This window comes from Polynucleobacter sp. HIN7 (genome assembly GCF_030297595.1).
In the GTDB taxonomy this organism is placed as follows: Bacteria; Pseudomonadota; Gammaproteobacteria; order Burkholderiales; family Burkholderiaceae; genus Polynucleobacter.
In genome coordinates this window covers 724,755-738,039 of record NZ_AP028138.1, presented here as the reverse complement: position 1 = coordinate 738,039, position 13,285 = coordinate 724,755, and the positions used below count along the sequence as shown (strand labels likewise).

The 13,285-nt window shown below is 44.9% G+C and carries 12 protein-coding genes; 3 read left to right on the top strand and 9 right to left on the bottom strand.

The window, feature by feature from the left end; translation table 11 throughout:
- Positions 1 to 5: 5 nt before the first annotated feature.
- Positions 6 to 1,352 carry an efflux RND transporter periplasmic adaptor subunit gene (locus tag QUE64_RS03875; protein WP_286225995.1) on the bottom strand — a complete coding sequence of 449 codons (1,347 nt, stop codon included), beginning with the start codon at positions 1,350 to 1,352 and terminating at the stop codon, positions 6 to 8.
- On the bottom strand, positions 1,352 to 2,638 hold the full coding sequence (locus tag QUE64_RS03870; protein ID WP_286224516.1) for a TolC family protein: 1,287 nt from the start codon (positions 2,636 to 2,638) through the stop codon (positions 1,352 to 1,354). Before QUE64_RS03870 ends, QUE64_RS03875 begins: the two co-directional genes overlap by 1 nt.
- A 261-nt stretch (positions 2,639 to 2,899) precedes the next feature.
- On the opposite strand from QUE64_RS03870, the gene QUE64_RS03865 reads away from it, so the two are divergent.
- From QUE64_RS03865 to QUE64_RS03855, 3 genes are all read left to right on the top strand, one after another.
- Positions 2,900 to 3,859 (top strand): sodium-dependent bicarbonate transport family permease, encoded by a 960-nt coding sequence (locus tag QUE64_RS03865; RefSeq protein ID WP_286225994.1) that lies wholly within the window; start codon positions 2,900 to 2,902, stop codon positions 3,857 to 3,859.
- 89 nt (positions 3,860 to 3,948) lie between these two features.
- Entirely contained in the window at positions 3,949 to 4,956 is a 1,008-nt protein-coding gene (locus tag QUE64_RS03860; protein WP_286225993.1) for an MBL fold metallo-hydrolase, read from the top strand.
- Between the two features lie 86 nt (positions 4,957 to 5,042).
- The gene (locus QUE64_RS03855; protein ID WP_286225992.1) at positions 5,043 to 5,195 is read left to right on the top strand and encodes a hypothetical protein; all 153 of its coding nucleotides are present in this window, start codon (positions 5,043 to 5,045) and stop codon (positions 5,193 to 5,195) included.
- Between the two features lie 2 nt (positions 5,196 to 5,197).
- On the opposite strand, the gene QUE64_RS03850 is transcribed toward QUE64_RS03855, so the two are convergent.
- The 7 genes from QUE64_RS03850 to QUE64_RS03820 all read right to left on the bottom strand — a co-directional run bounded on the left by QUE64_RS03850 (position 5,198) and on the right by QUE64_RS03820 (position 13,271).
- On the bottom strand, positions 5,198 to 5,443 hold the full coding sequence (locus tag QUE64_RS03850; protein WP_286225991.1) for a hypothetical protein: 246 nt from the start codon (positions 5,441 to 5,443) through the stop codon (positions 5,198 to 5,200).
- A 7-nt stretch (positions 5,444 to 5,450) separates the two neighbouring features.
- Positions 5,451 to 6,800 carry an FAD/NAD(P)-binding protein gene (locus QUE64_RS03845; RefSeq protein WP_286225990.1) on the bottom strand — a complete coding sequence of 450 codons (1,350 nt, stop codon included), beginning with the start codon at positions 6,798 to 6,800 and terminating at the stop codon, positions 5,451 to 5,453.
- A gap of 22 nt (positions 6,801 to 6,822) precedes the next feature.
- Entirely contained in the window at positions 6,823 to 9,900 is a 3,078-nt protein-coding gene (locus QUE64_RS03840) for an efflux RND transporter permease subunit (RefSeq protein ID WP_286225989.1), read from the bottom strand.
- A gap of 3 nt (positions 9,901 to 9,903) precedes the next feature.
- Positions 9,904 to 11,139, bottom strand: a complete 1,236-nt coding sequence (locus QUE64_RS03835) for an efflux RND transporter periplasmic adaptor subunit (protein ID WP_286225988.1) — start codon at positions 11,137 to 11,139, stop codon at positions 9,904 to 9,906.
- Between the two features lie 7 nt (positions 11,140 to 11,146).
- The gene (locus tag QUE64_RS03830) at positions 11,147 to 12,352 is read right to left on the bottom strand and encodes a TolC family protein (protein ID WP_286225987.1); all 1,206 of its coding nucleotides are present in this window, start codon (positions 12,350 to 12,352) and stop codon (positions 11,147 to 11,149) included.
- A gap of 147 nt (positions 12,353 to 12,499) precedes the next feature.
- Positions 12,500 to 12,877, bottom strand: a complete 378-nt coding sequence (locus QUE64_RS03825; RefSeq protein ID WP_286225986.1) for a hypothetical protein — start codon at positions 12,875 to 12,877, stop codon at positions 12,500 to 12,502.
- A gap of 112 nt (positions 12,878 to 12,989) precedes the next feature.
- On the bottom strand, positions 12,990 to 13,271 hold the full coding sequence (locus QUE64_RS03820) for an HU family DNA-binding protein (protein ID WP_108508243.1): 282 nt from the start codon (positions 13,269 to 13,271) through the stop codon (positions 12,990 to 12,992).
- Positions 13,272 to 13,285: the final 14 nt, after the last annotated feature.

The window sequence follows — 13,285 nt, the reverse complement described above, 5'->3', positions numbered from 1 at the left end:
TGGTCTTAGCCGCCACCACTAAGCTGACGCTTGCGTTCCGCATTTAAATGAAATGCGCCTTCAATCGCAATTTCCTCACCCTCTTTGAGGCCAGAAAGAATGGCGCGCATGCCTTTACCCTCAGGTCCGGCTTTGACGGGAACCATTTTGTATTGATCGTCCTCGCCTCGTACAAATACGTAATCTTGGTTATCCTCCCGAATCACCGCAGAATTTGGCACAACTAAGCGCTCTACCGGTTCACTATCAATCAACATCGTAGCTAACATTCCGGGACGTATTTGCCCTGTTGGATTCGAAATGTCCATCCGCACCACAACGGTACGCGTTTGTGGGTTAACGATGGCATCGACGTGCGAGATCACGCCTTCAATCACCCGATTACGCAGCGCAGGAATAATCACCGACGATTTTTGCCCCTTTTGTAACAACGACGAATTTCCCTCAGGAACTTCAGCGACTGCCCATAAGGTACTTAAATCTGCGATCGTGAAGAGTGATTCGGCTGGTTGAACCACTTGTCCACGATTAATTTTGCGCTCCACAATTTGGCCGGGGATCGTTGCCACCACATTATTGATGGACTCAATCACTCCCGTTTTAGCGAGTCGATCAATGCTTTTCTGATCCATGCCCTGCACTCGCAATTGATCGTTCGCAGCACGTAACTCGGCTTTTGCGCTCATCGCCTCGGCTTCACGGCGTTGCAACTCAGCGAGAGCGATCACATCTTCTTTATAAAGAATACGCGCACGATTAGCAGCTTGCTCAGCTAACTGGCTGGCGGTTCGTGCTTTTAGGTAGGCAAGTTGTGATTGGGTGAGCTCGGTTGAGGTAATCTTTGCCAAGACCTCCCCCTGCTGAACTTCTTGACCAGGCACTCCTAAGATTTCAGAGACACGCCCCGTTACATTTGCACCAATTCGTGCCAAGAAGCGCTCATTAAAATCAATTCGGCCGGAGACTCTTAGCTCCTCGACAAACGGGGCTAATTTGACCTGCCCATTCTTAATTAATTTACTCAGGTCATCATTGACATACACAATGCTTGGGTCTTGAACCAGGCGGGGTGTTGGCTTAGAGTCAAACACATCAAAGTAATAAAGAGTTAACAAAACAACAACTACCCAAGGTAAAACGAAGAATCCCGACTTGACCCAAGCTGGACTGGCATCATACTTTTGCAAAACAGCTGGAGCTTTTTGATTTGCAAACTCGCGAATTTGGCCGTAGCCTTGCTTCTGCCAATCCCGTATTGCATGAATTGCGGCGACGGTTTGCTCCAGAATTAGGGCACGCCCCTTCTGAATTTGATCAGCTATTTTTTTAGTGAGTTTAGGTTCGGCACTCATTATTTTTTACCTTCAATCATGGCCACCCATTCTGGCGAGGCACTCAAACGTTCAATCTCATTCACAATCGATGCCAACTCAAAACGGGCTCGAATTAAATCATTCCGAGCGGCTCGAAAGGTCCGCTGCGCATCCAAGAACTCCAACATGCCACGCTCACCAAAGCGATACGAGGTCTCGGCAATCTTGCGAGCACTGGCCGCAAGTTGTACGACCCGCTCGTCCAAAGTTTTGACCTGAAAGCTCGTGATCTCAAAGAGTTTGTATGCTGATTCGAGCTGAGTCTCGAGGCTTTGCATCTGAGCATTCAATTGATTACGGGCTTTCGAGGCATTGGCCTCGGCTTCTGTAATTTGGCCTTGGCGGAAATCCCAAATCGGGATACTGACCACCAAACCATAGAGGCGATCGGTAAAGTTCGGGTCGTTGTATTGCTGAGCCTTAATTGCCAATTGCGGTAGGCGCGAGTTTTGCTCAAAACTTAGGCGTGACTCGCTGGCTTCAACCTCGGCCTTGGCGCGCTTTAGCTCAGGGCTCTGATTGCGTAGGTTATCCAATAAGACTTTGAGTTCGGGTAATTTGGGGATGGAATCTACTTTGGCTGCAATCTCAAAGTTTGCAGGCAGATTAAAGCCCACGACTTTACGCAATTGACTGCGGGCTTGCTCAATCCGTAGTTTGCTTCCTTGGGCCACGATCTCAGCATTGAGAAACTCGGTTTGTGCCCGAATTAACTCAAAGCGAGCGGTCTCACCAACGTCGTAGCGCAATTGCATGCGATCGCGGATTTGTTTGGTGAGATCCAAATCTTCATCTGCAGCGCGTGATTCAGCTTCGCGGCGCACGAGCTCATAGAAACTTTGGCGAACACGCGCAATGGTCTCAACCTCAAATGCAACCCGATTTGCTTCAGCGGCACGCATGCTGGCCTCAGCAGCATTGACCCGTGGGAAACGGGTATACGGCATATCGAGTGGCTGAGTAACAACCCATTGCGAGAGGTTGCCGGTGTTTAATCCGCCCGAGGTACCACGTTGCTGACCGGTATTGACCTCAAACTCGGGGTTTGGAATCGCTCTCGCGCTTCGCAATTGACCACTAACCGCCCGGGTCTGATCGCGAGCGGCCATCACCTGCGGATTACTTTCTAAGGCAAGCTGGATAAGCTGATCAAGAGTAAAAACGGTTTTGGTAGATTGCGTTTGCGCCCAGGTAGGGGATGCAGCACATGCCCAAATTAGGGCAATATGAACTACTCGGCGAATCACGCTTAAATAGGGGTCCACAGTTTTCCAATACTTAAAACTGGTCTGGCCAAGGACTGATTCCCCTCGCGCACCGGGTTGGCTCTTAACGGCTTTCCGGAATGTCGATGCGCAAGACCCATTACTAGGCAGGCTACTCCCCAAAATCGATAGGTGAATTTGACCATAGATCGCGAATTAGTGATTTCCCTAATAAATATGGGTCTATTCTACTCAAGCACTTTTTAGGGGGGAGTGGCTCTTTTTCTGAGAAGCTCTCTAAAAATGAGAAAATAAGAACTCATGAGTACCATTATTGATCCCGCCATCCTATTTTTTATCTTTGGCGTGTTTGCAGGATTGGTTCGTTCCAACCTCGAGATCCCGCAACCCATCACCCGGTTTCTATCTCTTTACCTTTTAATGGCTTTAGGCCTCAAGGGTGGGTTCGCTTTGCACCAATCTGGGCTCACCTTCGCAATTACTACCAGCTTGATCATTGCGATTGCCCTAGCCTGCATTATTCCGCTCGTCAGTTATTACTTTCTGAAGACCAAACTCAACGCTCTTGATTCAGCAGCGATTGCCGCGACGTATGGGTCGGTTAGCGCAGTGACCTTTATTACCGCCACTCAATACCTCAACCATGTTCAGATCGAATATGGTGGCCATATGGCTGCTGCCATGGCACTAATGGAATCCCCAGCAATTATTTTGGCGATCTTCCTCGCCAATCGTGCGAAATCCTCTGTATCGCAAACTAAGCAACCGATGCGAGTTGGCAAACTGCTGCACGAGTCATTTACGGACGGCGCGCAACTATTGCTACTTGGTGCGATGTTAATTGGCATTATCTCGGGACCCGATGGGCAAAAGGTAATGGCGCCATTCTCCGTGGATTTATTCAAGGGGATGTTGGCATTCTTCTTACTAGATATGGGCTTAATGAGCGCCAAGAGTTTTGTGGATCTCAAGGGCAAGCCCAGACGTTTGATTGTGTATGCCTTTGTAGCGCCCCTTTGCCATTCCCTCTTTGCGCTTTTACTCTGCTACATCTTCAAGGTGGAATTGGGTAATACGATTTTGTTGATGGTTCTAGCTGCTAGCGCGTCTTATATTGCGGTGCCAGCAGTATTGCGACATGCTTTGCCCGAGGTGAGCCCTGCTTTGTACATGGGTATGTCTTTGGGTATCACATTCCCACTCAATTTAATCCTTGGGATCCCGCTCTACACCCAGATTGCTAAATTGGTCATGGGATAGCGATTGATGAACAAATTACTCAAGTAATCATTGAAATTGATAGGCAGGGAAAATATTCGCTAAACTGAATATATCAATGGGAGTATTCAATGGTTGCTGATACACGTCGTCAGGCACTCAAATGGATCGCAGGAGCTGGGGGAATCATGCTTGCCCCGCAAGCCATGCAGTTTGCCAGTGCGGCGGAGGATTTTTTCAAAGGGCCGCCAGTCAAGGATATTCCTGCCAAGCAGATTAGTAAGCACGTTTGGTTAATCTACTCGCCCGACGGCTTTCCAACACCTGAAAACCGGGGCATGATGGCTAATGTGACCTTCGTGGTCACTAGCAAAGGGGTCGTCATATTAGATTCCGGCGCCTCCTTGCAAATTGGTGAGATGGCAATCCGGATGATTAAGAGGGTCACCAATAAACCGGTGATTGCAATTTTTAATTCGCATTACCACGGCGATCATTTTTTAGGTAATCAAGCATTTGTGGAAACCTACAGTAAGGACATGCCCATTTATGCGCATCCCTACTCCATCAAACAGATCAAAGGTATCGAAGGCAATGCCTGGCGCAGTTTAATGGAGCGCTGGACCAATCAAGCGACCGCGGGTACTAAGGTGATTCCGCCGACTCACGACGCTAATCAGGGTGATATCTTTAACTTTGGCGATGTGCGCATCAAAGTGCATCACCATGGCACTGCGCACACCCCTGGTGATATATGCATGCAGGTCATTGAAGATAAGGTGACTTACGTAGGCGATATTGCAATGGGCAATCGCATTGCCAATATTGATGACGGCTCTTATGTCGGCACCTTTAAGACCTATCAGAATTTACAATCGACCGAAGGTGATCAGCTCTGGGTACCAGGGCATGGTGAACCGAGTAAACAGCTCCTCAATGAATACGGCGAGTTCTTGGCAGGCATTTACGATACCTGCGTCAAAGCCGTCAAAGATGGTCAGGACTTAAGTGTGGCCAAATCATTGGTGTTGAAAGATCCGCGCGTTAGTAAGCGGGCTAAAACCATGCAGGGGTTCGATGGCAATATTGGTAAGTACACGAGCCTTGCCTATTTAGAGGCTGAGAAAGAGGCGTTCTAATCAATGGATGACCGAGTCGGTTTCAATCTGGCCTATATCGGCTCAGACTTTACTTTCCCGCATGTTGAAGAATTTGATACAAATACATGCAAGCGCTGTATGACTATGGCTATCAGCGAGCCCGCAAAGGCTATGACTGGAGCAAGTACCCACCGGGCTATCGCAAATCAATCGAGGAGGATACAACGATGCAGCCTGAGCTCTTGAATGCTAAACCCGCTCCCAAGAAAACTAGATAAGCTTAGCGGCAGTCAAATACAGCAACCAGTAAATTATCGCCTTTGCGATATACGGCTTTCTTACCGTACTGTTGGCAATAGGCATTTGCCTTCTCTGTTAATTGAGGAAGCGACTCGTCGGCGCTATTCAAAAAGGTGACATGATTAGCGTCCGATGCATCCGTAAAGACAGCGGCACAGCCCTGCAAGCTGATTAAGGCAGCAAAAATAATGAATTTGCACTGAGAGTGTTTAGGGAATCGTTTCATAATCGTTTTATTGAACGGATGAACTAGGCATCCAGTTTAATCGGATTGCTTTGGCGAGTTGCTCGGCTTGCTTAGCAATCGCACTTGCTGCGATTACATCCCCCAAACTGCCCATGGTCGCTGGTCCAATCATCCAAAGGCTTTGATGAGCCCTGCCTTTTGGATCAAGAACACTAAGCTGTGAATCGATTGCAATCGAACTCTTGAGTGCATCCGGGCTTGCAATAGCGTCGCTTATCAACTGATCAACTAATCGGTCACGTGCTACCCCAGTGCAATTAATTAAATGATGGCCATGTGTCACTTCTCCATGGTGAAGTGACACATGAATCGCTCCGTTCCGAACAGCTATCTCCTTGGCGCGTCCACATCGAAACTCAATTTGTTGCCGATCGCGCAATTGATGGTAAGCCGCAATAGTTTGGGGTGAAGCCCGAAATCGATAGAGATTCCAAAGCCAGCCAAAGTGTTTCATCAAGATTCTTCTCTGATAAGCATTAAATCCCTGCCAAATACGATTGAGATCGGGTCGCAGCTCTTCCCAGGCACATTGCCATTCCGATTGATCGGTTGGGGTATTCGGGAGATAGTGGCGCATGAAGCGTACCAATCGTGCAGGTGTGATGGGATTAGGCCATTGCGGTTGCCTCATTCTGGTCCACGGCGCCTGAGATGGGGGAAAAAGTGCTCGTGGAGAAATCACTAAGACTTTTCCTTGGTGACCCTGCTCTACCAAACCATTAATAGCATCCAATGCCGTTAACCCACCACCGAGTAAAAGGACATGATCATTTGCGGGTATCCGATGGAGGTAATCACCCGGCCATGGGTTCTCAGTCAGGGTGCAATGGTTCGAGAATTGATCGATATGAACCGGGCATGGCCAGATCGGGGTCGCATTACCTGTCGCCAGAATCATTGCCTTTGCATCAATATGTTCACCAGTCTTGAGCTCCACCTGCCATTGCCCATCAGACCCAGTAATGCGCTCTGCCTCACCTTGGATATGATTGAGGGCTCTACCGTCAAGTTGGTCATTAACCAATTGATTTATATAAGCGCCAAAATCACTACGGCGATAGAAGTAACCTGCGCTTGTTTTGGCTTGGGGATCCTTAATATACTCATTTGCCCACCTGGCAAAATGCAGCGGATCTTCGGCGAAAATAATTGGGAGATCTTCTCGAACATTTAGCCGAAATGCTGGGCTTGAGCAGCCATATGCATTGCCACGTCCAGGAGAATACTTGCCAAGAATCGTAATTGACTGTGCATCAATCCCTTGACGCAGTAGATGAATCAAGGAGACGGCAGCCGAGAAACCATCCCCGATGATTAGTAAATCCCTAGTCGCCACTTTCTATACTCAATTAATTATTTCATACAGTATAGAGATTACTTCCTTTTCGAGACCGTAACCATGCATAAAAGACCGGCAAAACAAACAACGTCAATATTGTGGCCGTAATCATACCGCCCACAATGACAAGCGCTAATGGCCTCTGAGCCTCTGAACCAATTGCATGCGACAAGGCTGCGGGCAATAAACCCAATCCAGATAGTAAGGCAGTCATCAGAACTGGGCGCACTCGCAAGCTTGCGCCCTCGACCATCGCATCCTTCATTTGTGATTCATCTTCGGTGCTCACTTTATTAATGAATGAAATTAAGATGACACCATCTAAAACTGCGATACCAAATAAGGACAAAAAGCCGAATAACGCTGAAATACTTAGAGTCTCACCCGCTAGATGTAGGGCAATAATCCCTCCAATGGCTGCAAACGGAACATTGATCAGCACAATCGATGCGTCACGAAGATTACCAAATACACTAAGTAATAAAAAGAAAATAGCAAGAAGCGCCAAAGGCACGATGATCATTAAGCGACGTTGCGCTTCTTTCATTTGATTAAATTGACCATCCCAGGCAATTGAGTAGTTTGGTGGTAATCGAAGTGATTTATCAACCAAAAATTTTGCGTCCTCAATAGCACTTCCAAGATCTCGTCCGCGAACACTAAATTTGATTGCTATATACCGCTTACCATACTCACGATAAATGAAAAAAGGGCCATCTCCTATTTTTACTTTAGCAACCATCGATAAGGGAATTCGTCCGCCTCCGGGAACATCGATTAATAGGGTTGCAATATCTGAGATATCGTTCCGATGATCTTCTTGTAACCGTATCGCAATACCAAAACTTTTTTCATCTTCTAACAATTGGGTAATGGGCGTACCACCAATTGCATTCGCAACTAATGATTGAATTGAGTCCATTTCAATGTTGTAGCGTGCAGCACGCTCACGATCAATCTCAATATTTAGAGTTGGCTGCCCTAACTCTTTCAAAATACCTTCGTCCGCAATACCACGAACCTTTTTAAGCAACCTCAAGACCTCGTGAGCCTTTTGATCTAAAACCTCTAAGTCAGGACCATAAATTTTGATGGAATTTTCACCTTTTACACCAGATAAAGCCTCATTCACATTATCTTGAATATACTGAGAGAAGCTGTAGCTTAAGCCCGGGATTTTCTGAAGCTCTTCCTCTAAATTGGCAATTAGTAGTTTTTTACTACTGCCAGCGGGCATATTCTCTGGGGATTTTAGATACAAACCATATTCTTGATTAAATACACCAGTTGGATCAGTACCATCATCTGGCCGACCGATTTGTACTGCAACTTTTTCAATCTCAGGTTGCTTTCTGAATAACTCACGTAGTTTGTTAGCTATATTCACTGAATAATCAAGATCCACCGTATTCGGTAAAGTAACACGCAGCCAGATATTATTTTCTTCAAGAGTAGGCAAAAAGGCTGTTCCCAGGCGAGTGGTGCTCAAAAGTGCAAGTCCCAAGATAAATACTGAGACAGCGGCAATAGTTCGAGGTTTATCCATCCAACGCCGCAAAAGAGGTCGATACCAAATTAATAAGGATGTAATAAAACGAGGTGGACGATGATGAAACGTTTCACCAAAAATTAAAGACATGATGGCAGGCAAGAAAGTAAGGCTTAAAATCATCGCCGCAATGAGTGCAAATCCCATCGTAAATGCCATCGGTTTGAAGATAATTCCCTCTACCCCTCCCATTAAAAATAATGGCGAATAAGCCACAATAATGATGCAAACAGAATAGATCATGGCGCGCTGTACTTCGCTAATTGCGACAACAATACTCTGATTAAGGCGCTTTTTCCCATCCTCAAGATGTCGCATTACATTTTCAGTCACAATGACAGCGGCATCTACGATCACGCCAAAATCAATCGCCCCCAGAGAAATTAAATTAGCTGGTACGTTGAACAGATCCATTTGGATGAATGAAAAACAGAGCGCTAACGGGATCACGGCAGCAACGACAGCAGCCGCACGAAAGTTACCTAAAAATACATAAAGTACGACTAAAACTAAAGAGATCCCAAAAAATAATGTGTGCTTAACTGTGCCAACAGTTATATCTAATAAATTTTGGCGATCATAGAATGGTCTGATCTCAATTCCAGGAGGTAATACATGACTATTGATATGATTGATTTTTTCGCGCACTCGACCCAATACCTCGGTAGCATTTTCTCCACGCCGCAAGAAAATAATTCCCTCTACTTCGTCTGGCTTATCATCGAATTGGAAAATTCCTAAGCGCGGTGCATGACTAATCCTGACATCAGAAATATCTCCGATACGAATAGGAATACCATTATTGGTAGCAATCACTACTTGCTTGATATCTTGCACATTCTTTAATAATCCAACCCCACGAACCACAAACTGTTGTTCGCCGCTAGGTAATAGGCCTCCACCAGTATTTGCATTGGCAGCTGCTAGAGCCGAAACCAGCTGCTCAAGCGTAACGCCCTTGGCTTGCATTTTTTCCGGCATGATCACAATTTGGTACTGTCGAACCTTGCCGCCAAATGAGGTAACTTCAGCAACACCTGGAGTTTGTTTCAACTCTTTATAAATTTCGTAATTTTGAAGTGTTTTGAGTTTTGAGGAATCAGCATGCTCTGAAGCAACCTGGTAACGCATGATTTCTCCCGTTGCATCTGAATCAGGACTAACGCTTGTTATTACCCCAGGTGGAAAATCAACTTTAGAGAGATTACTAATGAATATTTGTCGTGCCCTGAAAGGATCAGTTGAATTATTAAACTTTAAGGTGACAACAGACAGACCAAAAAGAGATACGGAACGAAAGGTTTGCACACCCGGAATGCCGGCTAGAGCATTTTCGACCGGTATGGTGATTTGTTGTTCTACTTCCGTCGTTCCCCTACCCGGCCATTGCGTGATCGCCTGGATTGTTAATGGGGCCACTCCTGGATAAGGCTGAATGGGTAATGACCGCAATGCGAGGGTGCCAAGTATTAAAAGCAGTCCACAGCATGCTAAAACAATAATGCGTTTTTGAATAACGCTACGAACAAATGAACTAACGAGACTCACGCACTACTCCTGTTTTATAAATCGCTCATTAAGTAGTACAGCACCTTTAATCAGAATTTCACTATTTGGCTCAACACCGTCCGTGATCGCAAAACGCTTACCATCAAAATCAAACCCCTTAACCACGAGGCGGCGATAGTTATCGGGTGACGTGCGAACAAAGGCATATAGCATCTCTTTGTCACGCACAATAGCAGCTTGCGGGACCACAATTGCCTGCATCGTACCAATCTGTAATTTACCGTTTGCATACATATCAGGACGCAAACTACCATCAGAATTATCAATATCTGCGCGAATTAAAATACCTCGCGATTGGGCATCTACTGTTGGAGCAACATAATTCACCTTTGCATTAATTTCTCGGTTTGGAAATGCCTCAAGTGAAACTCGAATCTGCTGACCTCTTTCGATTAGACGCGCATCTTGCTCAAAAATATTACCGGCAAACCAAAGAGCTTTGGGATCCGCTAAGAAAACTAAGGGATCTCCACTGTTCACAATTGAACCGGGTTCCACATTGCGCTTTACAACAACCCCCTTCAACGGTGAGCGCAATAACAAATTCGGATTAGATTTGCCTGTTTTCTCCAATAATTTGATATCAGAATCAGCAAACCCTAAATTTCGAAGTCGATTGGCTGCCGCTTCCTGAGTAATCCTTGCATCGGCCAACAGATTAGTCAATGAATTAGATTCACTGAGGATTTTCACTGTTTGGTATGTTAATAAAAATTCTTGTTGAGCAGAATTAAATTCGGGGCTATAAAGCTCAATGATTGGGCTACCAATATCAATTGGTGATCCTTCAAATGTAAAAATTCGCTCGACCCGCCCGGGCACTCGAGCGCTTAATAATTTTCCTTTTTCAGCATTAAAAATTAATCGCCCAGGAACTCTGATTTCTTGAGGAACAGACTGGATGGATACTTTCTCAAATTGATAAATTTCAGAATTTAGTTCCACTCCGGCCATTGTTAATGAAATCATTCCGGATTTATCAACCACCATCTCTTTTTCTTGCTGCTCAGTTTTAACAACCCGATGAACGGTTGTCAGGCGACCTCCAATAAATCCAATAACTAAAATTGCAAATGCAAATGAGGCTAAACGAATACGGTATCGTTGATTTGGGCTTAATTGCCAATAAGCATCTGAAATAATTTGTAATCGTTGCTTAATAATTACAAAGATCCCATTCAAAAAGTTAAGCAATTTGGGGTTGAAATGATGTTTCATAGAATTCCTAAAAGGGCTCCCGGCCAGCAGAGACCATCAAGACTGCAAAAGCTTGCAATAAATCACTTTCGGTGACCGTTAATTGGTTTTGAATATGTCTCAGTTGATTTTGGGCTGTTAGTAAATCATTAAATCCCTGGCCATTATTTGAATATTGTGTAAGGGCAACCTTATAGGCAGCATCAGCCTGGGGTAATTGACTGTCGCGTATAAATTGCATTCGATTTTTAGTTTGCTCAAATACTGTATAGGCATTAGCCACGCCCAAGATAATTTGCTGACGATTTGCAATGTTTGTTGCCTCGACTGCTGACTGCTTACGAATTGCCTGCTCAACACCGTATTTTTCTTTCATGAAAAAATACAATGGAATCACGATATCAAATTCAAATTGATAAAATAGTGCACCATTATTTGATGCAAATGGGCCTCTTGGAGTGTAAGAAGATCCGATAATTTGAAAGTCAGGTAAGTATGCTTTTTTAGCTAAGCTGACACCCTTTCGGGCAGCATCAAGATCCAATTGGGAGCTTCGCAACAAGGGATGACTGGTTTCAGCATAGTTCTCTAACTCAATTAATGTAGGTACAGAACGAAGTGCTTGCTGAATATCTCCTGATAAAGCAATTTTTTCTCTCGGATCCCGCCCAATAAGTTGATTGATACTACGATATGCCAGTTGCAACTGCTTCTCTAGATTAAATTGCTCTGCCATTGCTGCGCTCTGAGCAACTTGAGTATTTAGATACTCAACATATGCTGCAGAATTATTTGCATAGCGTGAACGTGATACGTTTTTAATTAACTCTAAACGCGCCACCATCTCTTTAGATATTTGTAGCTGCTTTTGAGCAGATAATGCGTTGTAATACAGGGTTGATAGTTGTGCCCCAAGCTGAAGGTAATTTAATTCGCTTTGAGCCAATAATGACTCGGCTGAATTATCGGCAATTTCGGAGGCTAGGCTCTTTTTTCCAGGGAACTGGAAAGGCTGTGCAAATGAAATTGAATTATTTGTAGGCCCTACATTACCAGCGTTTCCTAACCCCAATGGCGTATTGGGGGGAATTCCAGACCATACAAGTCCTAACTGGGGATTCGATGGCGCCGCAATCTGCGGTACAGTCGCTTTTGCTGCTAAATAATTCTCTCGAAGCGCAGTTAGCTGTGGATTATTAAGTCGCAACTCCGACCACAATTGCCGCAAATCCATAGCGCGATTTGGATTTTGCGCATGAGCAAGCCCAATACTAAAAGAAAGGACAAAAAAACTGATTGACAGTCTAATAAAATACACCGATGAACCCCAAGCAAGGGTTGATACAACGTAGAAATTGCTTCTACCCCAAAAAAATATTCATCAAATGATGATTGGGGGTGCTCGGGCCTGGTGAAAGTTTGGTGTTTGCCGTTCAAAAAGAACTGGTCGAACGGAGCAAAGAGAATACTCTAAATGTTGCAGAATAAATGCGGGATTTGTTTTAAGTATAAGTTTTTCAAAATCATCAACTGCGCCATGGGCTGTCAATACAGTTTGTGAGAGATCTTCGTTTTGCCAAAGAATTACTGGCGCATCAAGAACAGCGGGGGCAGAATGTTGATTGGATAGGAGATAAATTTCTTCAAAATCATCTAAATCTTCTTTAAATGATGGTGTGGCAGCCTGCACCGAGCATCCAAAAATGATGGAGGCAATAACAAAGCAATGGACAAATCTTTTGCCGATGTATTGAAGCATTCTTGGATTCTAGTCCTTTGATTCCGAAACACAAGTGTTTAATCAGTCATAAATGCTGCGTAGCAACAAAAAACCGCCTCGTGGGCGGCTTTTTGGAAATACCTAATTGGTATTACTTGCGCTTGTTAACAGCGTCTTTGAACGCCTTACCAGCAGAGAACTTTGCGGTCTTAGATGCAGCAATCTTAATTGCTTCACCAGTCTTTGGATTGCGACCAGTACGTGCTGAGCGCTTACCTTGGCTAAAGGTTCCAAAACCAACTAACTGAACAGAGTCACCTTTCGTTACTGCTTTGATAATATTTTCAATCGCAGAGTTCAGAGCACGCTCTGCACTAGCTTTTGAAAGTTCAGCATCATCAGCAATTTTTTCTACGAGTTCAGCTTTATTCATATTTTTCCTTTAAA